Here is a 24,538-nt window from a genome sequence, read left to right as displayed (position 1 = left end):
TCTTACAGGTCCTCAGCCAGCCAGGACTTGATGACCCGCAGCGACTCTTCCGGATGGCTTTCCAGAGTCGCGGTCACGGTGTCGATCCAGCCACGTTCGACCCCGCCCTGCACCGAGGAGAGGTGAACCAGTTCGTGCGACGGGCGTGCCACCGGCAGCACCTGCGTCGTGCGCTGCGGCTGGAGCACCTGCGGCGCGGCCTGCTGGATCGCCTGAGGTTGGGACATGTCGGCCAGCTGGGCCGCCTGCCCTGCCTCGAGCGCACCGGAGCCGAGGAGCCCGGCCGGGCCGCCTGCCCCTGCAAGTTGCGGTTCGGGCCCGAGCGACTGCACCTGGCGCATCAGGGGTCGCACGCCGAAGCCGACGACCGTGCCGATCACGGCAAGCGCCATGATGCCGCGAAGGATGGAGGTGAAGTTGTCGGCAACGAGCTGCGAGAAGCTCTGCCCGACCGGGTCGCCCACGTCCATCGAGTAGTCCATGAAGCGGAGGCTGTCGACCGAGACGCTGTCGCCGCGCGCCTCGTCGAAGCCGACGGCGGATTTCACCAATTCTTCGAGGCGGGCCAGCTCTTCCGGGCTGCGCTCTTCGTAGGAGACGGTGCCGTTGTCGGCGACGTTGTAGATGCCGTTGACGAGGACGGCCACCGAGATGCGCTGCACCTCGCCCGGCTCGCGGACGGTTTCGCTCTCGGTCTTGCCGATCTCGTAGTTCACGATCTCGCGGGTCCGTTCGCTCGACTTGCGCTCGCCCGCCAGGTCGCCGCCGTCGTTCGCCAGTTCGGCCGGAATGTTCTGGTTCACACCGACTTCACCAGAGGCGAGATCGCGGTCGTCGCGGGACTCTTCCTGCGTTTCGGTCGAGCGGACGACACGCTGAGACGGATCGTAGCTCTCCTGCCGGACCACCTTGCGCTCGGAGTCGAGATTGACGTTGACCTGCACCCGCGCGTTGCCCGCGCCGACGCGGGCCTGAAGGATCGCGGCGATGCTTTGCGCCATGCGTTCTTCCATACCGGCGCGCACGGACTGCAGGGTGGTCTCGCCTGCCCCGTCGCCCTCCTCGGAGAGGATGGTTTCCCCGCTGGCCGAGAGCACGGTCACACGATTCGCCGAGAGGTCGGGCACCGCCGCTGCGACGAGGGCGCGGATGGCATTGCCCTGGCGCCGGCTGATCTGGTGGCTGGCGGTTCCGCGCACGATGACCGAGGCGCTCGGCTCGGGGCGCTGACGCGAGAAGGCCTCACGCTCGGGCAGGACCAGGTGCACGCGGGCCGCCGCGACGCCGTCGATGGTCTGGATCGAGCGCGACAGCTCGCCCTCGAGAGCACGCAGGCGGTTCACCCGCTGCAGGAAGGAGTTCATGCCCAGCCCGCTCGATTCGTCGAAGAGCTCCCAGCCGGGGGTGCCGTCGGAGGGAAGCCCCGCATCGGCCAATGCCATGCGGGCCCGGGGCAGCGATTCGCGAGGGACGCTGACTGTCGCGCCGTTGTCGCTGAGCTTGACGTTGAAGCCCGACTGCTCGAGCGTATCCACGACGCTGCTGGCGGCCGAAGGGGACAACCCCCCGTAAAGCTGAACGAAATCCGGCGCCATGACCAGCCGCATCCCAAAGAATAGCGCAAGGAGCAGGGCAAAGCCGGTTCCGCCGAGCATCATCAAGCGGGCCTGCCCCAAGGATTTCAGATTATTCAGCAAAGACTTCAATGTGCCCGGCCCCAGTTCGCGTACCGCCAATAGATTTCATGTTTAGTTAACCCAAACTATTCTTGGAAATCAAGCAAAGAACGCAAATTTATACTTGCTAATTCAAGCTCCGGTTGCGATATTATTCATAACTTAATCATGTGAACGGAGTCCGGATGGCACAGGAGCCAGACAACGACGAAAAACGCGGCATGTCCCTCGGCATCAAGATTGCCCTGGGCGGCGTTCTCGCGTTGCTGTGCGTGGGTGGCGTGGCTGGCGGCCTGGTGATGTCACTGGGAGTCGACGGCGCCCTTGCGGCCTTCGGACTCGGAGCGGGCCAGACAGAACAGGTCAGCCTGGATGGCGCGGGCCATGACGAGGCGGACTCGGACTCGGCCGAAGGGGGCGATCATGGCGGCGGGCACGGTGCGGCGCCTGCGACCGACCCCAACGAGATGGCCGTGACGCCGTTCAAGGAAATCATCGTCAACATCAACTCGACCACCGCGACAGGCCGCACCACCAGCCGGTTCATGAAACTGAACATCGCGCTGGTCTACGACGAACGTGCCGAGGGAGCCGAACGCGTGGAAGAGCGCCGCCTGTTCCTGCGCGACAGTTTCCAGGACTACCTGCGCCAGCTGAGCGAGCGCGACCTGCAGGGCTCGCTGGGACTGATCACCGTGAAACAGGAGTTGCTGCGCCGCGCCCGTACCATCACGGAGAGCGACGCGCCGCAGGAAATGCTGGTCTCAGACCTCATCGTACAGTGACGCCATGACCGAAACCGACACATCCCTTTCTCCTGCCGTGGACGACATCGCCGAGAGCCCGCTGTCGGACCGGATCGAAGAGCAGATCATCCGCAGCGCACGCAGCAATCACCAGCGGCTGCCGCTGATGGAGGTCATGTTCGATCGCTTTGCGCTGGACCTCGGCCCGGTGATGAAGAGTTATTGCTCGGGTGCGACGGCGGAAGCCACGCTTGGCGCCTTCGAGTACATGTCCTGCGGCGAGGCCCAGGACAGCCTGCCGCCGAGCGGTCTGGCCATGGTGTCGAAGGTGCTGCCGTGGGAAAGCTCCATCGGCGTGGTGCTGGACCCCAACCTTTTGTTCGCGACGCTGGAGATCATGCTGGGCGGGCGCGGCGCGACCCAGTCGACATGGAATCCGCGCGCCTACTCCGCCATCGAGAAGCGCCTGGGTCAGCGGCTTTGCCAGACCGTGCTGAACTCGCTCGTCGATGCCTTTGCCCAGCTCTGCGAGGTCAGCTTCGAGATCGAGCGGATCGAGGGCAGCCCGCAGGCGCTGGTGCTTGCGCCGCCGACCTCGCCCTGCGCCCGGATCACCATGAACATCTCGCTGGAAGATCGCAGCGGCGACATCACCTTCCTGATCCCGCATTCCGCCTTCGAAGAAGTACGCCCCGTCCTTGCCCAACCCTTCCGCGGCGGCCAGCTTGGCGGGGACAGCTCGTGGCGCGAACTGCTGACGAACACGCTGCAGGGCACCAGCGTCACCATCGACGCGCTGCTGACGGAACCCAAGCTGTCGCTGACCGAGGTGCTGGCATGGCAGCCCGGACAGGTCATCGACCTCGGTATCGAAACCGACCACGAAGTGACGGTCACCTGTACCGACCTCAAGATGTTCACTGCCGCCGTGGGCCGGCGCCGCAACGGTGCGGTGGCCCTGCGGATCACACGCGATTACAGCGAAAAGGAAGACCCCCAAGATGTCGCTTTTGATTGATTTCTCGATTCTCGCCCTTCTTGCCGGTGTACTTGCCTATGCATGGCTGGTCGATCGACGCGTCCGCCGCCTCGTCGCCCTGCTGCGTGACCTGGAGCCGGTCGTCGGCGCCTTCTCTGCCGCGGTGGACAAGTCGGAAGACTCGGTCAGCGCCATGAAATCGGTCGCCGACTCGCTCGAGACGATGGGCCAGCGCAAGCCGGAGTTCCATCGCTCCAGCATGCTGCGCGAAGACCCGGCACCGGCCTTCCGGAGCTCGCGTCACCCTTCTGCACGCCCCGCCGGGGTTGCCTCGGTCAGCGGCAAGGCGGACCTGGTGCGCAGCTTCTTCGACACCGTGCGGAGCCGTGAGGCATGATCCGGCCCCGTCCCATCACGCTGATGCTGGGTGCGCTGGTCCTTGCCGGCGCGGCCAAGACGGCGACTTCGCTGCTTTCGCCCGAGGCCCCGGTCGACCCGGATTCGCTCTTTGTTTCGGCAGCCAGCGCTGCCGGGAACGCCGCGCCTGCGGCCCCCGCAGCTCCGGCAGCCGAGGCCCCTGCCCCGCAGCAATGCGAACAGACGCCGGAGGCGATGCTGGACGCGATGCGGGAGGAACGGGAGCTGCTTGACCAGCAGAAGACCCGGCTTTCCGAGCGGCAGGCCGAGATCGAGCTGGCCGAAGAGAAGCTGCAGATGGACCAGACGCAGCTTTCGGACCTGAAGGGTGAGCTGGAAGACCTCCTCGCGAAGGTCAAGAAGGCGCAGACCGACGACGTCGACCGGCTGGTCGCGCTTTATTCGGCGATGAAACCGAAGGAAGCCGCGGCGATCATGGACGATCTCGACATCGAGGTTTCCGTCATGGTGCTGGGGACGATGCCGGAACGGGACGCGGCGCCGATCCTCGCCAAGCTGAACCCGACCCGGGCCCGCGCGATCTCTCGCATCATCCTCGAGCGCTCGAAACTGCCGGGCGACCAGAGGCTCGACAACCTGAAACTCTGATCCACGATTGGCCTCGTGATCCGAAGCAGCGCCCTACGGGGCGCTGTTTTCGTTTGGGCCGGACCGCCCGGCGATCAGTCGTCGCGCAGGCTGGATCCGGCGGGCGCGTCACGGCTGATGTTGTCGCGCAGGTCGAGGATGTAGCGGATGATTTCGGCGACGGCTTGCCAGTGTTCGGTCGGGATCGCCTTGTCGATCTCGGCCACATCGAACAGCGCGCGCGCCAGCGGGCGGTTCTCGACGACCGGCACCTCGGAGTCATGGGCAAGCTTACGGATCTGGGCCGCCATCAGGTCGGCACCCTTGGCGGTACAGATCGGCGCCATGTCCTCGCCCGGCTCATACCGCAGCACCACGGCATAGTGGGTCGGGTTGGTGAGAACCACCGTTGCCTCTGGCACGGCCTGCCGCAGGCGCTGGCGGGCGCGGCGGCGGCGGATCTCCATCCGTTTGCCCTTGATCAGGGGGTTGCCCTCGCTCTCCTTCAGTTCGTCGCGGACTTCCTTGATCGTCATCCGCTGTTTCGCCATCCAGCGCATGCGCTTGTAGATGATGTCGGCGAGGGCCACCGCCGTGGCGAAGACGGCTGCGATACCCAGCAGCAGGGCGACGTAGTGCTGGAGGTAGCCGACGATGAATTCCGGCAGGAAGGACTCGCTCTGCCAGATTCCGGCGACCGCGTGGTAGGAAATCCAGACCGCCACACTGCCGACCACGAGAACCTTCAAGACGCTCTTGGCGAACTCGACGAGGGAATCGAGCGAGAACATGCGCTTGAGACCCTGGAGCGGGTCGAGCTTGGACAGCTTCGGACGGATGCGTTCCGCCGCGACCACGGTGTCGCCCTGGATCGCGACGGCGACAAGGGCGCTGACGATGAGGGCGCCCAGAACCGGCGCCATGACGGTGCCGATGCCCCCCATGAGCGGTCCGGCCACGAGGGCTATGTCGCGGAGACCTGCCATTTCCTCGCCGATGGTCGCGGTCCCTGACGCCTGGATCACGCGGGACAGGACCCCGACAAGCGGCGGAATGACCGTGGGAAGCAGCAGGAGGGTCAGGGCCAGCATGACCAGAAAGGTCATTGCGGTGCCGGCTTCCTTGGACGAAGGGACGTCGCCCTGTTCCCGCGCTTTCTTCAGCTTTCGCGGGGTCGGGTCTTCGGTCTTTGAGTGCTTGTCCTCGGTATCTTCCGCCATCCCCGGCCCCTCAGAAAGTCAGCTGGCCGACCCAGTTGGCAAAGTGGTCCAGCCAGGTCTTTAGCATGTAGGGCGAGGAGAGGACGAGAACGAAGATACCCGCCGCCATCAGCAGCGGTCCGGCGACGAAGAACACCGGCAGCGAGGGCATCACCCGGTTGCTGAGGCCCATGCCCACGTTCAGCACCAGCCCCATCACGTAGAAGGGCGCCGCGATCATGGTTCCGATGTAGAAGCTGCGGCTGGCGGCGCGCACGATCTGCTCGGACAGGTCGCCGGGCATGAACGCGCCCGGGGTCATGATGTCGTAGCTCATCAGCAGCGCCCGGATGATTCCGTGATGCAGGTCGGTGACGAAGATCAGGGTAACGCCTGCCATCATCAGGGCGGTGGCGATCAGCGTGGAGCCCTCGAAGGAGCCGATGTTGGGCGCGAGCGCGTTCGACAGGCCCGATACCATGCCGACCTGGAAACCGGCGAACTGCAGGGCGCTCAGCATGATGCGGCCGCACAGCCCGATCCACGTGCCCAGCGTGACCTCGATCCCGAGCATCGGCAGCAGCTCGAGCGGCGAACCGATCTGGATCGCCTGCACCGGTGTTGCCGGGAACAAGCCAAGGGAGATCACGAAGGCCGCGACAAGGCGGTGACGCGCGGGGATCAGCGCCTCGCCGAAACCGGGCATGAAGACCATCGCCGCCCCGATCCTTGCAAAGACCAGGGCGAAACCCAGGACTTGCGAGGTCAGCAGGGCGGTGAGGTCGATCATGTCAGGACCCGATGGTCGCGACGGTCCGAAGGTGCGCCTTGCGATGAACCTCGTTGTGGGAAATCACCGAGGTCATGGGGCTGACCCGTTCGAGCATCGAGCGCACGAAATGCCGGACCTCGGGGGCGACCATCAGCGCGGGCCATTCGTCCTTGGCCGCGAACTGCTGGATCTGCTTCCTCGCGGCCAGCACGAATTCCTGCACGCGCTGGGGCGACATCAGGAAGTTGCGCTCGTCCCCGTTGATCCGGACCGCCTCGATGAATTCCTTCTCCCAGGCCGCGTTCAGCGTGATGACGGGCACGAAGCCGGTCTGATCGGTGAGCGCCTTGCAGATCTGGTTGGCAAGCCGTTTGCGGACATGTTCGGTCAGGGTCACCGTGTTGGTGGTGCCGTGGCCGATCTCGGCGATGGACTCGACGATCAGGGGCAGGTTGCGGATCGAGACCCGCTCGGCCAGCAGCGCCTGCAGGACATGCTGGACGGTGATCATCGGCGTCTTGCCCTGCAGGTCCGAGACCAGCTTCTGGTATTCACGCTCGAGCCCGCCGACCAGATCCTGCACCGCCGAGTAGTTCAGCAGCGCGGGCATGTGATCCTTGATCACCTCGGTCATGTGCGTGGTGATCACGCTCTCCGGGTCGACCACGGTATAGCCCTGCCGCTCGGCCTCGGCGCCAAAGCTGCGCTCGACCCACATCGCGTCCAGACCGAAGGTCGGGTCCTTGACCTTTTCGCCCGGCATCTGGAGCGGTGTGTCGCTGGGGCTGATCACCATCAGCAGGCCGGGGCGCACCTCGCCCTTGGCGACTTCGACGCCCTGTACGGAGATCGTGTAGGCCTTGGAGGTGATGTTCGGATCGTCCTTGATCCGAACCGACGGCAGGACAAAACCGTAGTCCCGCGCGAAGAGGCCCCGCAGGGAGCGGATCTTGCCCGGCAGCGCGGCTTCCTTGTCGGCGGTCAGCGGAACGAGCGCCGAGCCGAGCGAAAGCTTGAGATCGTCCAGCCGCATGGCGGTGCGCATGTCGTCCTCGGGGCTCGACGCGCTAGCCTTTTTCTCGGCCGCTTCGGCCTGCGCCGCGTCAACCCGCGCCTGTTCGGTCCGGCGCAGGATCAGCAGGCCGAGCCCGACCATCCCGGCCGACATGAGCGTGAAGATGACCATGGGAAAGCCGGGCAGCAGGCCCATTGCGAAGAGCAACGCCGCGGCCATGAACAAGGCCTTGGGGAACTTGGACAGCTGCCCCAGAACCGCCTCGTTCGCGGCGCCTTCGGTTCCACCCTTGGTCACGATCAGGCCGGCTGCCATCGAGACGATCAGCGCGGGGATCTGGCTGACGAGACCGTCGCCGATGGTGAGGGTCGTGTAGCTGTCGGCAGCCTGCCCGAGGCTGAGCCCGTGCTGCAGCACGCCGACAAGGATGCCCCCGATCACGTTGACAAGGGTGATGATGATCCCGGCGACGGCGTCGCCGCGCACGAACTTCGAGGCACCGTCCATGGCACCGAAGAAGCCGCTTTCGGCCTCCAGTTCCTTGCGGCGGCGGCGTGCTTCGGTCTCGTCGATCAGGCCCGAACCGAGGTCGGCGTCGATGGCCATCTGCTTGCCCGGCATTGCGTCTAGCGAGAAGCGGGCGGCGACTTCGGCGATCCGGGTCGAACCCTTGGTGATCACCACGAAGTTGATGACGACGAGGATGGCGAAGATCACGATCCCGATGACGAAGTTGCCCGCCACGATGAAGCGCGAGAAGCCCTCGATCACGCCGCCCGCAGCACTGGGGCCGGTGTGGCCCTCGGACAGGATCAGTCGGGTCGATGCCACGTTCAGCGAGAGCCGCAGGAGCGTCACGACCAGCAGCAGCGTGGGGAAGGAGTTGAATTCGAGCGGTTTCGGAATCCAGAGCGCCACCATGAGGACGAGTACCGAGACCGAGAGCGACACGGCGAGGCCGAAGTCGAGAATGGCCGCCGGAAGCGGCACGAAGAGCACCGCGAGAACGAGGGTCACGCCGATGGCGAACCCGACGTCCCGATTGGCAAAGCCCTGAGACATGAAGCGGCCGAAGCCGGCCGCCTGCTGGTCCTGATCGGTTACCGCCATCAATCCGCTCCTACCAAGAATACCGGCAGTACCGGTTGCAGCGCCTGATCGGAGTAGATGCTGCGGACGCCGCTTTCGCCCTGTTTCAACTGGCTCAGGCCGGACGACCAGAAGATGCCACCCTGCGCCTCGGGCTTCTCGCGGGGCAGGTCGTCGCGCATCCGCGCGGAACCGGCGAGTGCCCGGAAGTCGTCGATGCGGGCGTTAGCCGCCACCACGTTCTGCTTGAGCGAGGCAATGTAGATGTCGCGGTACTGGGGCGTGAAGGAATGATAGGAGCCCGCCGCCGTCACCCAGTCGCCGCTCTGGCTGTAGAGGTCACGCAGGAGGCGCGCGGCATAGTCCACGTTGGCCGCAGGATCGAAGCCTTCTTCCAGCGTCGCGAAGGCGTCCTTGTGCCAGCGCAGGTTGACCTGCATGCAGCCCACGTCGATCGAGTTCACGCCCTCGCGCTGTTTCTTCTCGACCCAGGACATCGCGGATTCGCGGCTGGCAAATACCCGCCCCTCGCCCGCGGCGTTCACCGACCACGGCCAGACGGTCAGCTCTCCCTCGTGGTTGAGGCCGGACTCCTGCAGGCCGATGCCGAGCAGCAGGTTGTCGGGAATGCCGTGACGCAGCTGTGCCTTGAAGATCTCGCGGACGCAAACCGAGGCTTCCGGAACTTCGAAACCACCGTCCGAGGGGCGCTCGCTCGGGGTGTAGAACCCCTGCCATGTCGCCAGAGCGGGGGCCGCCATGAGGACGAGGACCGAGGCGATGACGGCGCGCAGGGTGTGCTTCATAGCCCGCCACTCACGATCATGTCGAAAATCCGGTCAGAGAGGCCGTGCAGGTTGGCGTAGATCAACGGGGTCACCACCAGAAGGCCCAGGAAGATCGCGACGATCTTGGGCACGAAGGTCAGGGTCATTTCCTGAATCTGGGTCAGCGCCTGGAAAAAGGCGACCAGCAGACCGATCCCCAACGCCAGAGCCATGATCGGGCCGGCGGAATAGAGCACGGCCAGAAACATCTGGGTCAGGATCGAGTATGTGTCTCCTTCGCTCACGCGCCCTCCCCGGCTCAGATCGACATACGCATGACTTCCTGGTAGGCCTCGACCAGCTTATCGCGCATCGAGACCGCGATCTTGACCGTGGACTCCAGGGCAATCGTCGCCTCGACAACCTGCTGCGTGCTGGCTTCGCCCGCCATACCCGACTGCGCGATCACGTCGGATTCGCGCATAGTCTGAACCGCGTCGCCTGCCGCGTCGCGGATCATGTCGGCAAAGGTCTGGCCCGGCGCCTGTGCCGCGTCTTCTGCCAGGCCGGGCGCGGGCTGGATGGATTGCGAGCTGCGGTATGCGCCGCTGACCGCGCTGGTCGAGAAGACAGTGGAGGAGTCTGCCATCGGTTAGTCCTATTTCAGTAGATCAATCATTTCGCTGCGCATTTTGCGCCCAGCTTCGTAGAGGTTCATGTTGGCTTCGTAGCTGCGCGATGCCTCGCGCATGTTGGCCATCTCGAGGATCGGGCTGACGTTCGAGACCTTGACGAAGCCGTTCTCGTCCGCCGCGGGGTGCGAGGGATCATGGCGCAAGGTGAAGGGCTTGTCGTCCTTGCCGATCTCGCCGACCTTGACCATCGTCACCCCGGCCTCTTCGTCCAGCACCTCCTCGAAGGTGATGGTCTTGCGGCGGTAAGGGTCCGCGCCCGGCGTGTTGCCGGTGGAATCCGCGTTCGCGACGTTCTCGGCCACGATCTGCAGGCGCGTGCTCTGGGCGTGCATCCCGCTGGCGGCGATCTGGGCGATGGACTTGAGCGGATCCATGACGGCTCTCCTGATTATCTGTTGCCGGTGACGGACAGCGTCAGCAGTTCGTAACCCTTGCGGTAGAGATTGGCGGCAAGGCGATAGCTCTCGCTGACCTCGCCCGCCTTGATCGTCTGCTGTTCGATGGTGACGTTGTTGCCGTCCATGCTGGTCGCCCAGGCGGTCTCGTCTGCCTCGACGCGAATGCCCGGCGCCTGAACCTCGGCACTCGAGATATGCCGGGCCTGCGTGATCTTGACGCCCGAGGGCTGCACGTTGCTGCCCAGCATGTCGGAAAAATCACTGATGTCCTGCGCCTTGTAGCCGGGCGTGTTGGCGTTGGCGACGTTCTCGGCAATGACCTTCTGGCGCGCGGACAGCCAGTTCATCCGCTGCGATGCCAGGTTGAAAAATGCCATGGACTGAAGTTTCAATGTATCTTTCCTTTTGATCTATTCATGATTAACATGGATAAAAATGGATGACTAGAGAAATTATACATGACAACGGTCTTCTCTGAGCTATCTTCTATCGCGCGCTCTTTGGAGAGCACAAGGATAGTTGGCGAGGTCAGCTCGATCGTCGGGCTTACGATGACCGTCAGCGGCCTCGAGCGGGCGATGGGCGTCGGGCAGCGCTGCGTTGTCGAGGGCAGACGCGGCAAGGTTCTGGGCGAAGTCGTGGGCGTCGACCGCGACGGCACACATGTCCTGCCCTTCGGGACATGGGCTGGTGTGACCGTCGGCGACCCTGTCGCGCTCAGCCCGCGCGGCGATACCATCCGCCCCGATCCCTCGTGGCGCGGCCGGGTGCTGAACGCGCTCGGCGACCCGGTGGACCGCAAGGGACCGCTGCACGAAGGACTGACCGAACGTCGCGTGAAGGCCCCCCCTCCCCCGGCGTTCGATCGCAGGCGTACCGGCCAGCGGCTGGAAACCGGGGTGAAGATTTTCGACGTGTTCACGCCGCTGTGCCGCGGCCAGCGGATGGGCGTCTTTGCCGGGTCCGGTGTCGGTAAATCCACCCTGATGGCGATGCTGGCCCGCCGGGCCGAGGCTGACGTGATCGTCGTGGGACTCGTCGGCGAACGCGGGCGGGAGGTGCAGGACTTCATTCAGAACGACCTGGGCCCCGAGGGCATGGCGCGCTCGGTCGTCGTCGTCTCGACCGGGGACGAACCGCCGCTGATGCGGCGGCAGGCGGCCTGGACCGCGACGGCCATTGCCGAGTACTTCCGCGACCAGGGGCTGCAGGTGCTGCTGCTGATGGACAGCGTGACCCGGTTTGCGACTGCGCAGCGCGAGATCGGCCTGTCCGGGGGCGAACCGCCGACCTCGAAGGGCTATCCGCCGACCGTGTTCTCCGAGCTGCCGCAGCTGATGGAACGGGCGGGCCCCGGAACCGAGGGCGCCGGCGACATCACCGCGATCTACACCGTTCTGGTGGATGGCGGCGACATGAACGAACCGGTGGCCGACACCGTTCGCGGGATCATGGACGGCCACGTCGTGCTGGACCGGCATATCGCCGAGCGGGGCCGGTTCCCGGCGATCAACCTCTACAAGAGCGTTTCGCGTATGCTGCCCGATTGCCATACCGACGAGGAATTCGCCGTGTTCCAGACGGCCAGACGGACCCTCGCCCGCTATGCCGACATGGAGGAGCTGATCCGCATCGGTGCCTACCGGCACGGCGCGGACAAGGAGGTTGATGCCGCGATCCGGTTCTTTGGCCCGGCCGAAGCCTTCCTTGCGCAGAAGAAGGAAGAGAGCATGGCATCGGAAGAGACGTTTGCGCGGCTCTACCAGCTGCTCGGCGAGGCCGGGGTCGAAGTGCCGATGCCGAAGGGCTGACGGCTCAGAGCCCCTCGTCTTCTCCCGAAACCGAGACCTTGGCCCGCGCCTGTTCTGGCGCGGATCTCTGGCGCATGAGGTAGAGCACGGCCACGCCCGCCGCCATGAATCCGGCGGCCGCACCGATGCCAAGCGACCAGCGCGGGCCGTAGGTATCGGCCACCCACCCCATCAGAGGCGCACCGATCGGGGTTCCGCCAAAGACGATGGCCATACGCAGTGCGGTCACCCTGCCCCGCATCTCGGCATGGGTGGTCAGCTGCATCAGGCTGTTGGACGTGTTGAGAAAGGTCAGCGCTGCAACACCGATGACGGTCAGGAAGGCGGCAAAGATCCAGTAGCCCGGGGCGATCGCCGCGAGGCCGCAGCCGATCCCGAACAGGGCGGTGCTGCGCATGAGGATCGGGAAGCTGGGTTTCTCTCGCCCCGCCGCCAGCAGGGCGCCGGTGACTGTTCCGATGGCAAGGCAGGAGGACAGCAGGCCATATCCCCGGGCGTCGGCGCTGAACACCTTTACCGCCATTGTCGAGATGAACAGCGGGAAGTTCATCCCGAAGGTGCCGATCAGGAAGAGCATGAACAGCATCGTCCGCAGATCGGCCCTGTCACGGACATAGCGCAGACCGGCAGTGAGGCTGCCGGAGGCCTTGCGGGCGCGCACGGTCGGATGCAGCTCGGAGGTCCTCATCGCCAGCAGCGCGCCAAGAACGGCAGCGAAAGACCCGGCGTTGATCAGGAAGGCCCAGCCTGTTCCCACTGCGGCGATCAGCAGCCCGGCGACGGCGGGCCCGATCATCCGCGCCGTGTTGAAGGTGGTCGAATTCAGCGCAACGGCGTTGGACAGGTCTCCGTCGCCGACCAGTTCGGTGACGAAGGTCTGGCGCGCCGGAGCGTCGAAAGCCGCCGCGCAGCCGAAAACGAAGGCGAATACGTAGACCTGCCAGAGCGTGACGAGCCCGGTTACGGTGAGCAACCCGATCATCAGCGAGAGGATCGCCATCGCCGATTGCGTCAGCAGCAACAGCTTGCGCCGGTCGAAGTGGTCGGCCGCGAAGCCCGTCCAGGGCAACAGGAGCAGCTGGGGCCCGAACTGAAGCGCCATGACGATGCCGACCGAGGAGGCGTCATGCTGGGTGAGTTCGGTCAGGACCAGCCAGTCCTGCGCGGTGCGTTGCAACCAGGTGCCCGTGTTCGACACCAGCGCCCCCGCGGCCCAGAGACGGTAATTGCGGTTCCGGAAGGAACGGAAGACGCGCGGCAGCGCCATGCTCATCGGGGCGCTCCGCGGCTGGCGGCACTCTTGTCCGGAACCGGACGTGACATGGGGTGGTCCTTTCAGGCCTCCGCCAGAAGTGACGAAGCACCCCGGCAAGAGACAGTCACCGGGGATATAGATCGAAGTGGTTCAGGTGTGAAGTATGTCAGACGGTCTCGATGTCGACCCGGCGGATGGAGGGATCGAACCGGCTGTAGGTGGCCAGCAGGCGACCGGCCAGGTGAGTCGAGACATAACCCGCGATGAAGCGGGAGGGCGCCGCCAGGACGACGCGGCCGTTCCCGCGCTCGATCTCCTGAAGCGGATGGAACCAGGCGGAGGCGAGACCCGGATCCCGCGCATGGAGGGTTTCAAGCACTTGTGACCAGAGGTCCCCCTGCCCTGCCGCGGCGGGCAATGGCGCGCGGTGGAGCGGCACGACCTTGGAGTCCACCGGAAGCTCGGGAACAGTTTGGCTCTCTTCCATGCGCGCGCGGAAGTCGGACCCCATGCCCTCCCACACGCTGCGGGTTTCGCCGAGGACCTGAGCCAGGTCGAGTTCGTAGACCGTGACCCGGCCACGGGCGCCTGTCCGCTTTACGTTCATCCAGCCAAGCGTGCGGAACTTGCCGAGCTCGCGTTTGACGGTCCGTTCCTCGACCGACCAGAGGCGGGCGATCTCGGCCCGGCCCATCGAGAGTTCGTTGGTCTGCCAGTTATAGCGCGTGGTAATCAGCACCATGAGACGCAGCATGAGCTTCTGCCGATGCTTGTCGGCGGCCAGGGCAGCGACGCCGAGGGCCGATAGAATATCATACTTCATCGCCGAGGCGTTCCGCCCGACGGGTCTGGTCGCAAGCATCCCTGTGCTCCGCTATCGTGTTTTGCGGGAAAATCCCCGCCTCGGTGCCCGGTATCTGGAAGTTCTCAACGCTTTTCCGAGCTTGAACGTAATTAGCGTCCACCGATGCGATTCTGTCAAGGGATTGTGTTCACCGTGCCTTAGTTCACCAGATCGACCCAATTCCAATTTCATTAAATTGGTGACTCTATGGTGATGGGGGACACCCTGGATGACCCCTTATAGCGCCAAAATGTCCCCCCATCTATCGTTTTGAGAGATCTCTTGTCCCCCTAAATCTTGTGGCGCTCGCTACTACGGGAAAGCTCTGGTCCCGATTCGCTGATTGGCAGAGCCGAATCGGAAATCGCCTTGCAGCAAGGGCTTTTCCCGCGAGGGCGCTCTACCGGGTTTCATGATATTTCCTTTTGCGGAAATCGCAAATTAGGCGTAAATAGACAAAAACCCAGATTTGACGTCCTGAAAAAACGGAAACACTGAATGTATACCCATGAGGACCTGAGCAGGCTGCAGGCACAGTCGCTGAAACTGCAGGGCTGGATCCGGCAGCAAACCTTCAGCCCGGAGATGGAAAAGACCCTGCGCCGCTTCTCATCCTGGGAGGTCGCCGAATTGATCTTTCAGGTGAACCAGTCGACCTTTCGCGGCAAGCTGGCCGCCGATCCGACCCTGCCCGCGGGCGAGGTGGAGCCTGACGGGCGGCAACGCTGGTTCTCGCTGGAAGAGATCAACGAGCTGCGTCGGCGGCTCAAGATCAACCGCAAGGGGCTGATGCCGCCGCGCCCGGCGGGCAAGCGCGCGGTGCGCGCCGCCATCGCCAACTTCAAGGGCGGTGCGGGCAAGTCGACCGTGGCGCTCCACTTTGCGCACGCCGCCGCGCTGGACGGATACCGCGTGCTGGTGGTGGACTTCGACCCGCAGGCGACCCTGAGTCACTCGATGGGCCTGACCGATGTGTCCGAGGAGCATTCGGTCTGGGGCATCATGGCGCGCGACCTGATCCGCGAAACGGAGCGGATGAATGCCGGGCCGGTGGGCGCGGAATCGGGCGCCGCCCTGCCCCGCCGCCACCTGCCCTCTTCCATCACCGGCCTTGGCCTTGGCGAGCTTCGCGTCAACGACTTTATCAAGCCGACATCCTGGCCGACGATCGACGCGATCCCTTCCTGCGCCAACGCGGCCTTTGTCGAGTTCGCCTCGGCGCAGTACCGGCACCTGAACCCGGACTGGACCTTCTTTGCCGCTGTGTCGCGTTACCTCGACCAGATTCCCGACGACGCCTACGACCTGATCCTCTTCGATTGCCCACCGGCCATCGGCTACCAGTCGATGAACGCGGTCTTTGCCGCCGACGTGCTCTACGTGCCGTCGGGGCCCGGCTACTGGGAGTACGACTCGACCACTAGCTTCATCGGCCAGCTGTCGGAGGCGCTGGAAGATCTGTCCGCCGGGTTCGACGCGGGCTTACCCACGGGTAAGATCAAACTGCCCAAGGCTTTCTACGACATCCGCTTCCTGCTGACCCGATACGAGCCGGGTAACGATCTTCACCGCGCGATGTTCGATGCCTTCCGCAAGGTGTTCGGTGACCGGGTCGCCGCGCAGCCCGTCGAGATGACGCGCGCGGTGGAGCAGTCCGGGCGCTTTCTGAATTCGGTCTACGAGATGGACTACCGCGAGATGACCCGCGAGACATGGCGGCGCGCGCGGCTGACGTTCGACAACGCCTACCAGGAGTTCCGCGACGTGCTGGTCGGGGCCTGGGCAGATATGGAGGCAGGACAATGAGCAAGAAGCGCCGGATGTTTGACATCGACGTCCCGCCGTCCGAGGGCTTCGCGGCAGAAGAGCCCCCTGCCCGTGCGCCAGCCCGCCGCGGGCCGATGGCCTCGGCCATCTCGGAGAATGTCGACTCGGTGAAGGAACGCGAGGAGGCGACGCGTTCGATCCTGAAGGAGAACGAAGACCTCGCACGGGAGTTCGTTCGGCTGAAGAAGGCCGGTCTGGTTGTCGACCGGATCCCGCTGGATAAGATCGTGACCGAGGCACTGGTGCGCGACCGGAAGCCCGGGATCGACGACGATCTGGACGAGCTCAAACTGTCCATTCGCGAGGTGGGTCTGTCGAACCCCATTCGGGTCGAGGCGCGGGCCGATGGCATGTACGAGCTGATCCAGGGGATGCGGCGTCTGCAGGCTTTCAAGGCTCTGCGCGAGGAGACTGGAGAGGATCGTTTCGAGTCTATTCCAGCCGGAATAGACTCTAAGTCCGGCAAGACCGAGGACAGCTATCGGCGCATGGTCGACGAGAACCTGATCCGAAAGGACATCTCCTTTGCGGAGATGGCGAACCTCGCGCGGGCCTATGCGGCGGATCCGGCCAATGGGTGTCCGGAGGTGGATGACGCTGTCGCCGTTCTGTTCAAGTCGGCCAGCTACACCAAGCGGAGCTATATCCGTTCCTTTGCCGCGCTGCTGGCAAAGCTGGGAGATCACCTCGCGCATCCTTTCGACATTCCGCGCAATGTGGGCGTAGATCTGAAGCGGCGTCTGGAGAACGATCCTGACCTGACGGCCGTTCTGGCGGGCGCGCTTGCGGAAGAACCCCAGCGTTCGGCCGCGCGTGAGGTGGACATACTTCGGAGATTTGCGGGGGGTGACGACGGTGCCCCGATCTTACCCACGGGTAAGACTGGTACAGCAAATACGGTGAAGCCGCGCAAGGCCAAGACCACGTTCCAGGTTTCGCGCGGTGGCGGCGTGGCCAAGTGCAACGCCTCGCTGGGTCGGCTCGAGTTGCGCTATGACAGGGATTTTTCGACCATCGACCGGCGGGATCTCGAGCGCGCGGTTGCCGCCTTTCTCGATGTTCTGGATGGCAAGGACTGAGGTGCGAGGTCTTACCCACGGGTAAGATGGCGAAACGAAAACGGGCCGCCCCACAGGGAGCGGCCCGTTTCATTTCTGGCTCATCGCATCAGAGGCTGCGGGCGATGACCAGTCGCTGGACCTCGCTGGTGCCCTCGTAAATCTGGCAGACCCGGACATCGCGATAGATGCGCTCGACCGGGTAGTCGTTCAGGTAGCCATAGCCGCCGTGAATCTGGATCGCCATGGAGCAGACGCGCTCGGCCATCTCGGAGGCGAAGAGCTTGGCCATGGATGCCTCGGTCAGGCAGGGCCTGCCTGCCTCGCGCAGCGCGGCGGCATGCAGGACCATCTGGCGAGCCGCCGCTATCTGAGTGGCCATATCGGCGAGTTTGAAGCTGACACCCTGGTTGGCCATGATCGGCTTGCCAAAGGCCTGCCGCTCGCCTGCGTAGACCTTGGCTGCTTCGAAGGCTGCGCGGGCCATGCCGACCGCCTGAGAGGCGATGCCGATGCGGCCGCCCTCGAGGTTGGCGAGCGCGATGCGATAGCCTTCGCCTTCGTCACCCAGACGGTTTTCGACCGGGATACGCATGTCGGTGAAGGACAGTGCGCAGGTGTCGGAGGAATGTTGACCCAGCTTGTGCTCGACCGTCATCACCTCGTAGCCGGGGGTGTCGGTGGGGACGATGAAGGCCGTAATGCCCTTTTTGCCTGCATCGGGGTCGGTCACGGCGAAGAGGATGATCACGTCGCCGTTCTTGCCCGAAGTGATGAACTGCTTGGCGCCGTTGATCACGTAGTGGTCGCCGTCGCGGCGGGCGCGGGTTTTCAGCGCGGATGCATCGGATCCGGCCTGCGGTTCGGTCAGGGCAAAGCCGCCGACCCATTCGCCGGAGGCCATCCGGGGCAGGAAGCGCTGCTTTTGATCCTCGGTCCCGAAGCGCAGGATCGGCACGCAACCGACCGAGCTGTGTACCGAAACAATGGTAGAACAGGCCCCATCGGCGGCGGCGATTTCTTCCAGCGCGAGGGCGTAGGAGACCATGCCGAGATCGGAGCCGCCGTGCTCTTCGGGCACCAGCATCCCGAGGAAGCCGAGATCACCCATCGCCTTGAGCTCGGCACGGGGGAAGGCATGGTCGCGGTCACGCTGTGCGGCGCCCGGGCCCAGCTGTTCTTGCGCAAAGGCCCGGACGGCGTCGCGGACCTGTTCGTGGGTCTCATCCAGCAGCATCAGGCGACGCGCTCCAGCGCGATTGCGGTGGCTTCGCCGCCACCGATGCAGAGCGAGGCAACACCGCGCTTGAGGTCGTATTTCTGGAGTGCGGCGAGCAGGGTCACCATCACCCGGGCCCCGGATGCGCCGATGGGGTGGCCAAGAGCGCAGGCGCCGCCGTGCACGTTGACCTTATCATGGGGAAGATCGAGGTCGCGCATGGCAGCCATCGCGACCACGGCAAAAGCCTCGTTCACTTCGAACAGGTCGACATCCTTGAGGTCCCAGCCGGTCTTGTCCGAGAGCTTTTTCATCGCGCCGATGGGCGCGGTGGGGAACAGGCCTGGCTCGTCGGCATAGGTGGAATGGCCGTGGATCACGGCGATGGGGGTCAGCCCGCGACGCTCGGCCTCGGACCGGCGCATCATCACCAGCGCGGCGGCACCGTCCGAGATGGAGCTGGAGTTGGCAGCGGTCACGGTGCCATCGGGGCGGAAGGCGGGTTTCAGCGTCGGGATCTTGTCGAGCCGGGCCTTGCCGGGCTGTTCGTCGATCTCGACCACGGTGTCACCCTTGCGAGTCCTGACCGTGACGGGCGTGATCTCGGAAGCAAAGGAGCCGTCGGCGATGGCCTTCTGCGCGCGCTCCAGCGAGGCGATGGCATAGGCGTCCTGTGCCTCGCGGGTGAACTGGTAGGTCTGGGCGCAATCTTCGGCAAAGGTGCCCATCAGGCGGCCCTTGTCATAGGCGTCTTCGAGACCGTCGAGGAACATGTGGTCCTTGACCTGACCGTGGCCGAGGCGGGCGCCGCCGCGCATCTGGGGCAGCAGGTAGGGGGCGTTGGTCATGCTCTCCATGCCGCCCGCGACGGCGACATCGGCACTGCCAGCCAGCAGCAGGTCGTGGGTGAACATGGCGGCCTTCATGCCCGAGCCGCACATCTTGTTGATGGTGGTCGCGCCGGTTGCCTTGGGCAGCCCGGCGCCGAGCGCGGCCTGACGGGCAGGGGCCTGGCCCTGGCCTGCGGGCAGAACGCAGCCAAAGACGACTTCCTCGACCTGGTCGGCGGTGACGCCCGCGCGGTCGAGCGCGGCGGTGATCGACGCGGCGCCCAGTTCGCTGGCGGTGACGCCGGTAAAGTCGCCCTGGAACCCGCCCATGGGGGTCCGGGCCATCCCGACAATGACGATCGGATCGGTAGCTGACATGAGTGTCTCCCTAGCATGGCGACGCGGCGATGGGCCGGTCGCGACAATCTCCCTGGGCAAGGTCTACACCAGATGCGGTGTGCGGGGGAGGGGCCTCGGCCTCTCACGACCTCCCAGCGGTGGGGCACAGTAATGGCAAGTGTATTGCAAACAATGACAAATGGTGTCCAATTGGGTGATCGATTTTGCAATGGGTCGAGATGTCTGATCTGCGGATGATTTCGGCGGGCTTTGTCGAGGATGCCCTCGAGAGCCTGCGCGTGGCGGGACTGGAGCCGGGGCCGCTGCTGGCGGCTGCCGGGCTGCCGACTTGGGATGGGTCGCCGGTCGACCACTTGTCCTACGGCCGGCTTTGGCTGGAGATTGCGGAGGCAACGGGTGACGAGTTCTTTGGCCAGGGGGATCGCCCGATGCGGCCCGGGAGCTTTGCCCTGTTGTGCTATGCCGTGCTTCACTCGGGTCGCCTCGACCGGGCGCTGGCGCGGGCGCTCCGGTTTCTGAACGTGGTTCTCGATGCGCCGCGTGGGGCCCTGATGGTCCGCAACGGACAGGCCGAGATATCGCTGGCAGATGGCGGGGCAGGGCGCAGCGCCTTTGCTTATCGGACATACTGGATCATCCTGATGGGGGTGGCGTGCTGGCTTGCCGGGCGGCGGATCGCCTTGCGCAGGGTCGATTTCGCCTGTCCTGCCCCCGAGCACCGGCAGGATTATCACCAGTTCTTTGGCGCACCGGTGACCTTTGGCGCGGCCGAGAGCCGGCTTGTGTTCGACGCGGCCTATCTGCGGTTGCCGATTGTCCGGACCGAGGAGGCGCTGAAGACCTTCCTGAGGGACGCGCCTGCGAACATCCTCGTGCGGTATCACCACGATCAGGAAACGACCGCTGCCGTTCGGAGCCATCTCAAGACCACGGATCCGGTGGAGTGGCCGACATTCGAGGAGCTGTCGCTTACGCTGGTGGTGTCGCCGGCAACGCTCCGGCGCAGGCTGCGTTCCGAGGGGCAGAGCTATTCCGAGATCAAGGGCGAACTGAGGGCCGAGGGGGCTCGGGAGTTGTTGCGCAGCACGGACCTGAGCGTGGCCGAGATTGCGGGCCGTTTGGGGTACAGCGAACCGAGCGCTTTTTACCGTGCGTTCCAGAAGTGGTTCGGACGAAGCCCCGGCGAGATGCGGGATTCTTCGCGCGTGGGGAAGAAGACGGGATAGAATTATCGGACGTTACTGGACGCAACAAGGCGCGGCGCTTTGTGCGGTGAATTTGTGCTGAAAGCGCCGGCGGATTTGTCGGGTCAGAAGCTGACTCCGGACGAAGAGAGACTAGCGTAACAAAGAGTTCAGGTCACCGGCGAAGAGTCGGAGAGCCGCCGGGATGTGGCATTCCTGCAGGTTGGCGGTCCGGGCAGGGCAGGGGGGTCAGGCTTCGTCCAGATGCGCGGCGAGGGTCTCGCCGGAGTAGGCAGCCCGGAACAGCCCGGCTTCGGCCAGTCGGGGCAGGAGTTGTTCGAGCGCGAGGTCAAGCGACCGGGGAGAGCCTCCGGGCACCGCAACGAAACCGTCGATCGCGCCGGCATTGAACCATTGGGAGATGGTGGACACGGCATCATCGACCGTTCCGATGATCTGCCAGTGGACGGAGGCCAGCGTTTCGGGGCGCTCCAGCAGTTGATCGACCGTGAGCGCCTCGCGCGCGATGAGATCCCGCAGGATTATACCGTGCCCCGAGTTTCGGGCGGTCTCCCCGTCTTGGAGATCGGCGGGGGTAACTGGGCGGTCGCTGGGCCAGTCGGCAAGGTCGATTCCGAGCGCAGCCCTGATGCGGTCGATCCGTTGCGCCCGGTCGACGCGCTGGTGGTTGGCGAGGAACAGCTCGCGAGCCTCGGCCCGGGTGTCGCCGAGATAGAGGCTGAGACCCGGCAGCAGGCGAACCGAGGCCGGGTCGCGACCGGCGGCTTGTGCTGCGTCTGAGAGCCTTTGACGGGTCTGGAGCGCAGTCGTCATATCCAGTGTCTGGGCGAAGACCATATCCGCGATCTTGCCCGCGAGCGCGACACCCCCGGCGGAGGCGCCAGCCTGCATCAAGGGGATGCGCGGACCCGGAAACCGGGGGATGTTCAGCGGTCCGGCAATCCGGAAGTTCCTGCCTTCGTGGTTGGCGGGTTTGATGAGGTCGGTATCGGCGTAACGGCCCATGGCCTTGTCGACGAGCAGGGCCTCGGCGGGAAAGCTGGCCCAGAGGCTTTGCGCGGCGGCAACGAATTCTTCCGCGCGTTCGTAGCGTTCCGCCGAGCTTGGCATCTCGGAAAGGCCGAAGTTCTGGTTGCCCTGCAGGGCGGTGACGACGTTCCACCCGGCCCGGCCGCGGCTCATCCAGTGGAGCGACATCATCTGCCGGGCGATGGTGTAGGGGTGGCTGAAGGTGGTCGAGATGGTGGTGACGAGGCCGATCTTGCTGGTTTCGCGGACCAGCGCGGCCAAGAGGAGAGTTGGGTCGAGGCTCGAAAACCCGAAGGACTGCTCCAGCACCGGGACGGGCAGGGCGCTGGCATCGGGACGAAAGACAAAATCCATATGCGCGGCTTCGGCGCGCCTTGCGATGTCGACGGCGAAATCAGCCGAGTAGAGCCCCTCGATGCCACTATCCTCGGCGCGCCAGCCCTCGTTGCTGAGCCATGTCGGTGCCAGCGACATGCCGATGCAAAGCTTGTTTCGAAGTCTCATGCTGTCTCCGTTATGGCGGTGACCGGCCCCTGACGGGGCCGATCCCTGGTGTCGGGGTCGCGGTTCAGAACGTGCCGCGCACGCCAAGGCCAAACATGCGGGGAGAGGTCATGCTGGCCTGCGTGAACACCACGTCGCCGCGCGCGGCCTGTTTCATCACCGGCGTCCGCTCGTCGAAGACGTTGTTGATGAACCCGTAGATCTCGAGCCCGCTGCGCAGCTGATAGCTCGCCTGAAGGTCGACGAGGGTGTAGTCCTCGATGGCATAGACCGCGCTGTTCGCCGTATCGGAGTAGTATCCGTCGACGAAGCGCAGCTGCCCACCGAGATTGAGGCGCGGGTTCACGTCCCAGCTGGCGGCCAGGCTCAGCATCCGGCCCGGGGCGCGGGCGAATTCGTTGCCCTCATAGGCGGTTGCCGAGGAGAACTCGGTGATCTCGGAGTGCAGCAGACCCGCCCCGGCGCTGAGCGTCAGGGCCTCGGTCGGGCGATAGTCCATCGAGAGTTCGAGACCGTAAGCCTCGGCCCTGTCGGCGTTTATGGTGTGGATATAGGTCACGCCGCCGATGGACTGGGTGATGCTGTGCTGGGCATTCTTGTAGTCCATGTAGAACAGGTTGCCTGAGAGGAAGAGCCGGTCGTTCAGCAGGCTCGCGCGGGTGAACAGCTCGTAGTTCCAGACGGTTTCGGCCTCGAACTCTTCCCATTCCTTGGAAGAGACGAAATCGAGCGAGACGCCGCCGGGGTTGTACCCCTTCGAGACCATGCCGCCGAGGGTGACATCCGGCGAAACCTCGTAGGCCAGCGAGATCTTGGGCAGTACCTCGTCAAAGCTCTGGTCGTAGTCGAGATCGCTGTTGGCGAAGCTGGCCACCACGTCACCGGTGCGGCGGATGTCATCGCGCTGGTAGCGGAGGCCGCCGGTCAGTGTCCAGCGCTCGGCAAAGCGCCAGCTTAGTTCGCCGTAGAGGCCGAAGTTGTGCTTGCGGTCGGTGAAGGTGGAGACGCCGCCCTGGTTCAGCCAGTCGTCCTGAGCGATGTAGGCGTAGTAGAGCCCGGCGACGCCGCTGAAAGTGTCCTGCGGCAGGCCGAAGGTCAGGCGGGTCTCGTTGCTGTAACTGTCGCGGCCGATGTTTGCATCGCCCATCGTGGGGGTGCCCACGCGCCGCTCGATTTCCTGCGTCGAGAACTGGAGCTGGTTGTGCAGGACGATCCCGTTGTCGAAGTCGTAGTTGGCGTCGAGCAGGACGGTATCGGTGACCTGGTGCCAACCGGGCATCCATGTGGTGATGGATTCGAGGTCCTCATAGGGCTCCGAAGCGCCTTCGGAACTTGGCCGGGTCGTGTCGGTGCGGCTGTAGGTCAGCATGACCTCGAGGTTCGAGAGCTCGGCCGGTTGCCACAGCAGCTTGACGCGGCCGTTGATCGTCTCGAAGTCCTGCCCGATCTCGTTCTGGACGAAGGTCGAACCGACGTAGTCGATGAAGGTGTCGCGCCCGGCGTAATCGAGCGCGAAGCGGACCGCGACGGAGTCGGAGATCGGACCGGACCACATGAACGACGCGCGCTTCTGGTTGTAGTTGCCGAGTTCGAACTGGTAGGCGCCCTCGGGCGTGAAGGTCGGGTCGTTGGTCTTGACGATGATCGCCCCGGCGATGGCATTGGCGCCCTGCGAGGTGGTCTGCGGGCCGCGGAAGACCTCGATGCTTTGCACGTCCCAGACCGAGGTCGCGCCGAAGTAGAACTCGTTGTAGTCGAGGTAATGGCCGTCGAGGTTGATGGTTGCCCGGGGCATGGTGCCCGCGAAGAAGGCATTGGCGCCGGTATGCGGGCCCTCGGTGTTCTGGCCCCGGATGATCGGCGCGCCGACGCTTTCGGTATAGATCACGTTGGGCGTACCCGCGATGGCCGTGCTGACGTTGTTCTTGCCGGCTTTGTCCTTGAGGTCCTCGGAGGTGATGACCTCGACGGACGAGGCGGTGTCCTTGAGGTCGCGCACGACCTTTTCGCCGGTGACGTAGATGGGTGCGAGTTCGACGACGTTGTCGTCCGAATCCTGTGCATGGGCCGGTAGTGCAGAGAGCGCGACCGCGATGGAGAGGAGGCTCGTGCCGCAGATGAGCCGCCCGCGTCTTGTGTCGTTCATGGTAGTCCCCCGAAACGCGTTTAATGAAGTGCTGGCGTGTCGAGTAACTTGCTGGCAGTCCTGAAGCGCGTTGCACAATGCATGACGCGTTCCGCATGTCAATCAGATC

The 24,538-nt window shown here is 64.7% G+C and carries 23 protein-coding genes; 8 read left to right on the top strand and 15 right to left on the bottom strand.

Annotation, left to right across the window (positions count from 1 at the left end; translation table 11 throughout):
- Positions 1-2 precede the first annotated feature (2 nt).
- The gene (fliF, locus tag DDT93_RS21990) at positions 3-1,658 is read right to left on the bottom strand and encodes a flagellar basal-body MS-ring/collar protein FliF (protein WP_232825538.1); all 1,656 of its coding nucleotides are present in this window, start codon (positions 1,656-1,658) and stop codon (positions 3-5) included.
- Between the two features lie 203 nt (positions 1,659-1,861).
- On the opposite strand from fliF, the gene DDT93_RS21985 reads away from it, so the two are divergent.
- Genes DDT93_RS21985 through DDT93_RS21970 form a run of 4 tightly spaced genes read left to right on the top strand, consistent with a single transcriptional unit; the run spans position 1,862 to position 4,427 of the window.
- On the top strand, positions 1,862-2,461 hold the full coding sequence (locus DDT93_RS21985; protein WP_109468042.1) for a flagellar basal body-associated FliL family protein: 600 nt from the start codon (positions 1,862-1,864) through the stop codon (positions 2,459-2,461).
- A 4-nt stretch (positions 2,462-2,465) separates the two neighbouring features.
- Positions 2,466-3,440: a flagellar motor switch protein FliM gene (locus DDT93_RS21980; RefSeq protein WP_109468041.1), complete on the top strand. Its 975-nt coding sequence runs from the start codon at positions 2,466-2,468 to the stop codon at positions 3,438-3,440.
- Positions 3,424-3,798, top strand: coding sequence for a flagellar motor switch protein (locus DDT93_RS21975; RefSeq protein ID WP_109468040.1), 375 nt, complete (start codon positions 3,424-3,426; stop codon positions 3,796-3,798). The genes DDT93_RS21980 and DDT93_RS21975 overlap by 17 nt, the downstream gene beginning before the upstream one ends.
- On the top strand, positions 3,795-4,427 hold the full coding sequence (locus DDT93_RS21970; protein ID WP_232825537.1) for a MotE family protein: 633 nt from the start codon (positions 3,795-3,797) through the stop codon (positions 4,425-4,427). Before DDT93_RS21975 ends, DDT93_RS21970 begins: the two co-directional genes overlap by 4 nt.
- 74 nt (positions 4,428-4,501) lie before the next feature.
- On the opposite strand, the gene DDT93_RS21965 is transcribed toward DDT93_RS21970, so the two are convergent.
- Genes DDT93_RS21965 through flgB form a run of 8 tightly spaced genes read right to left on the bottom strand, consistent with a single transcriptional unit; the run spans position 4,502 to position 10,718 of the window.
- Positions 4,502-5,626 (bottom strand): EscU/YscU/HrcU family type III secretion system export apparatus switch protein, encoded by a 1,125-nt coding sequence (locus DDT93_RS21965; RefSeq protein WP_109468039.1) that lies wholly within the window; start codon positions 5,624-5,626, stop codon positions 4,502-4,504.
- Between the two features lie 10 nt (positions 5,627-5,636).
- On the bottom strand, positions 5,637-6,395 hold the full coding sequence (locus DDT93_RS21960; protein ID WP_109468038.1) for a flagellar biosynthetic protein FliR: 759 nt from the start codon (positions 6,393-6,395) through the stop codon (positions 5,637-5,639).
- Between the two features lies 1 nt (position 6,396).
- The gene (flhA, locus tag DDT93_RS21955; protein ID WP_109468037.1) at positions 6,397-8,502 is read right to left on the bottom strand and encodes a flagellar biosynthesis protein FlhA; all 2,106 of its coding nucleotides are present in this window, start codon (positions 8,500-8,502) and stop codon (positions 6,397-6,399) included.
- On the bottom strand, positions 8,502-9,287 hold the full coding sequence (locus DDT93_RS21950) for a lytic transglycosylase domain-containing protein (RefSeq protein ID WP_232825536.1): 786 nt from the start codon (positions 9,285-9,287) through the stop codon (positions 8,502-8,504). Before DDT93_RS21950 ends, flhA begins: the two co-directional genes overlap by 1 nt.
- A complete protein-coding gene (locus DDT93_RS21945) occupies positions 9,284-9,553 on the bottom strand; it encodes a flagellar biosynthetic protein FliQ (protein ID WP_109468036.1) in 270 nt (89 codons plus the stop codon). Before DDT93_RS21945 ends, DDT93_RS21950 begins: the two co-directional genes overlap by 4 nt.
- 14 nt (positions 9,554-9,567) lie before the next feature.
- Complete coding sequence (locus tag DDT93_RS21940) at positions 9,568-9,897, bottom strand: flagellar hook-basal body complex protein FliE (protein WP_109468035.1); 330 nt, start codon at positions 9,895-9,897, stop codon at positions 9,568-9,570.
- Positions 9,898-9,906: 9 nt separating this feature from the next.
- Positions 9,907-10,317, bottom strand: a complete 411-nt coding sequence (gene flgC, locus DDT93_RS21935; RefSeq protein ID WP_109468034.1) for a flagellar basal body rod protein FlgC — start codon at positions 10,315-10,317, stop codon at positions 9,907-9,909.
- 14 nt (positions 10,318-10,331) lie between these two features.
- Positions 10,332-10,718, bottom strand: a complete 387-nt coding sequence (flgB, locus tag DDT93_RS21930) for a flagellar basal body rod protein FlgB (RefSeq protein ID WP_232825535.1) — start codon at positions 10,716-10,718, stop codon at positions 10,332-10,334.
- Between the two features lie 81 nt (positions 10,719-10,799).
- Between flgB and fliI the strand changes: the two genes are divergently transcribed.
- Positions 10,800-12,152 carry a flagellar protein export ATPase FliI gene (gene fliI / locus DDT93_RS21925; RefSeq protein ID WP_109468032.1) on the top strand — a complete coding sequence of 451 codons (1,353 nt, stop codon included), beginning with the start codon at positions 10,800-10,802 and terminating at the stop codon, positions 12,150-12,152.
- A 4-nt stretch (positions 12,153-12,156) separates the two neighbouring features.
- On the opposite strand, the gene DDT93_RS21920 is transcribed toward fliI, so the two are convergent.
- Both DDT93_RS21920 and DDT93_RS21915 read right to left on the bottom strand, forming a co-directional pair.
- On the bottom strand, positions 12,157-13,425 hold the full coding sequence (locus tag DDT93_RS21920) for an MFS transporter (protein WP_109468031.1): 1,269 nt from the start codon (positions 13,423-13,425) through the stop codon (positions 12,157-12,159).
- A 148-nt stretch (positions 13,426-13,573) separates the two neighbouring features.
- Complete coding sequence (locus tag DDT93_RS21915) at positions 13,574-14,269, bottom strand: hypothetical protein (RefSeq protein WP_109468030.1); 696 nt, start codon at positions 14,267-14,269, stop codon at positions 13,574-13,576.
- 480 nt (positions 14,270-14,749) lie between these two features.
- On the opposite strand from DDT93_RS21915, the gene DDT93_RS21910 reads away from it, so the two are divergent.
- Positions 14,750-16,057 (top strand): AAA family ATPase, encoded by a 1,308-nt coding sequence (locus tag DDT93_RS21910; protein ID WP_109468029.1) that lies wholly within the window; start codon positions 14,750-14,752, stop codon positions 16,055-16,057.
- Positions 16,054-17,157 carry a ParB/RepB/Spo0J family partition protein gene (locus tag DDT93_RS21905; RefSeq protein ID WP_109468028.1) on the top strand — a complete coding sequence of 368 codons (1,104 nt, stop codon included), beginning with the start codon at positions 16,054-16,056 and terminating at the stop codon, positions 17,155-17,157. Before DDT93_RS21910 ends, DDT93_RS21905 begins: the two co-directional genes overlap by 4 nt.
- An 88-nt stretch (positions 17,158-17,245) precedes the next feature.
- Here the strand turns inward: DDT93_RS21905 and DDT93_RS21900 are convergent, their stop codons facing one another.
- Together DDT93_RS21900 and DDT93_RS21895 are read right to left on the bottom strand one after the other, a co-directional pair.
- On the bottom strand, positions 17,246-18,373 hold the full coding sequence (locus tag DDT93_RS21900; RefSeq protein WP_109468027.1) for an acyl-CoA dehydrogenase family protein: 1,128 nt from the start codon (positions 18,371-18,373) through the stop codon (positions 17,246-17,248).
- Positions 18,373-19,563 (bottom strand): acetyl-CoA C-acyltransferase, encoded by a 1,191-nt coding sequence (locus tag DDT93_RS21895; RefSeq protein WP_109468026.1) that lies wholly within the window; start codon positions 19,561-19,563, stop codon positions 18,373-18,375. Before DDT93_RS21895 ends, DDT93_RS21900 begins: the two co-directional genes overlap by 1 nt.
- Positions 19,564-19,763: 200 nt before the next feature.
- Between DDT93_RS21895 and DDT93_RS21890 the strand changes: the two genes are divergently transcribed.
- Positions 19,764-20,771: an AraC family transcriptional regulator gene (locus tag DDT93_RS21890; protein WP_232825534.1), complete on the top strand. Its 1,008-nt coding sequence runs from the start codon at positions 19,764-19,766 to the stop codon at positions 20,769-20,771.
- A gap of 207 nt (positions 20,772-20,978) precedes the next feature.
- Here DDT93_RS21890 and DDT93_RS21885 read toward each other — a convergent pair whose 3' ends face one another.
- Positions 20,979-22,283, bottom strand: coding sequence for an NtaA/DmoA family FMN-dependent monooxygenase (locus DDT93_RS21885; protein ID WP_109468025.1), 1,305 nt, complete (start codon positions 22,281-22,283; stop codon positions 20,979-20,981).
- 64 nt (positions 22,284-22,347) lie between these two features.
- Positions 22,348-24,429, bottom strand: a complete 2,082-nt coding sequence (locus tag DDT93_RS21880) for a TonB-dependent receptor (protein WP_109468024.1) — start codon at positions 24,427-24,429, stop codon at positions 22,348-22,350.
- Between the last annotated feature and the right edge of the window lie 109 nt (positions 24,430-24,538).

Origin of the sequence: Albibacillus kandeliae, assembly GCF_003116585.1 — a bacterium.
Lineage (GTDB): Bacteria > Pseudomonadota > Alphaproteobacteria > Rhodobacterales > Rhodobacteraceae > Albibacillus > Albibacillus kandeliae.
Note: the sequence above shows the minus strand (reverse complement) of the source record. Positions and strands in the feature narration are given on the sequence as shown.

Bases quoted from the DNA above. Each gene is read 5' to 3' on its own strand.
- DDT93_RS21900 (WP_109468027.1), bottom strand. From the start codon at position 18,373: ATGCTGCTGGATGAGACCCACGAACAGGTCCGCGACGCCGTCCGGGCC.
- DDT93_RS21920 (WP_109468031.1), bottom strand. From the start codon at position 13,425: ATGAGCATGGCGCTGCCGCGCGTCTTCCGTTCCTTCCGGAACCGCAAT.
- flhA (WP_109468037.1), bottom strand. From the start codon at position 8,502: ATGGCGGTAACCGATCAGGACCAGCAGGCGGCCGGCTTCGGCCGCTTC.
- flgB (WP_232825535.1), bottom strand. From the start codon at position 10,718: ATGGCATTTTTCAACCTGGCATCGCAGCGGATGAACTGGCTGTCCGCG.
- DDT93_RS21880 (WP_109468024.1), bottom strand. From the start codon at position 24,429: ATGAACGACACAAGACGCGGGCGGCTCATCTGCGGCACGAGCCTCCTC.
- DDT93_RS21970 (WP_232825537.1), top strand. From the start codon at position 3,795: ATGATCCGGCCCCGTCCCATCACGCTGATGCTGGGTGCGCTGGTCCTT.
- DDT93_RS21950 (WP_232825536.1), bottom strand. From the start codon at position 9,287: ATGAAGCACACCCTGCGCGCCGTCATCGCCTCGGTCCTCGTCCTCATG.
- fliF (WP_232825538.1), bottom strand. From the start codon at position 1,658: ATGATGCTCGGCGGAACCGGCTTTGCCCTGCTCCTTGCGCTATTCTTT.
- fliI (WP_109468032.1), top strand. From the start codon at position 10,800: ATGACAACGGTCTTCTCTGAGCTATCTTCTATCGCGCGCTCTTTGGAG.
- flgC (WP_109468034.1), bottom strand. From the start codon at position 10,317: ATGGATCCGCTCAAGTCCATCGCCCAGATCGCCGCCAGCGGGATGCAC.
- DDT93_RS21980 (WP_109468041.1), top strand. From the start codon at position 2,466: ATGACCGAAACCGACACATCCCTTTCTCCTGCCGTGGACGACATCGCC.
- DDT93_RS21895 (WP_109468026.1), bottom strand. From the start codon at position 19,563: ATGTCAGCTACCGATCCGATCGTCATTGTCGGGATGGCCCGGACCCCC.
- DDT93_RS21940 (WP_109468035.1), bottom strand. From the start codon at position 9,897: ATGGCAGACTCCTCCACTGTCTTCTCGACCAGCGCGGTCAGCGGCGCA.
- DDT93_RS21910 (WP_109468029.1), top strand. From the start codon at position 14,750: ATGTATACCCATGAGGACCTGAGCAGGCTGCAGGCACAGTCGCTGAAA.
- DDT93_RS21905 (WP_109468028.1), top strand. From the start codon at position 16,054: ATGAGCAAGAAGCGCCGGATGTTTGACATCGACGTCCCGCCGTCCGAG.
- DDT93_RS21985 (WP_109468042.1), top strand. From the start codon at position 1,862: ATGGCACAGGAGCCAGACAACGACGAAAAACGCGGCATGTCCCTCGGC.
- DDT93_RS21975 (WP_109468040.1), top strand. From the start codon at position 3,424: ATGTCGCTTTTGATTGATTTCTCGATTCTCGCCCTTCTTGCCGGTGTA.
- DDT93_RS21915 (WP_109468030.1), bottom strand. From the start codon at position 14,269: ATGCTTGCGACCAGACCCGTCGGGCGGAACGCCTCGGCGATGAAGTAT.
- DDT93_RS21965 (WP_109468039.1), bottom strand. From the start codon at position 5,626: ATGGCGGAAGATACCGAGGACAAGCACTCAAAGACCGAAGACCCGACC.
- DDT93_RS21960 (WP_109468038.1), bottom strand. From the start codon at position 6,395: ATGATCGACCTCACCGCCCTGCTGACCTCGCAAGTCCTGGGTTTCGCC.
- DDT93_RS21890 (WP_232825534.1), top strand. From the start codon at position 19,764: ATGTCTGATCTGCGGATGATTTCGGCGGGCTTTGTCGAGGATGCCCTC.
- DDT93_RS21885 (WP_109468025.1), bottom strand. From the start codon at position 22,283: ATGAGACTTCGAAACAAGCTTTGCATCGGCATGTCGCTGGCACCGACA.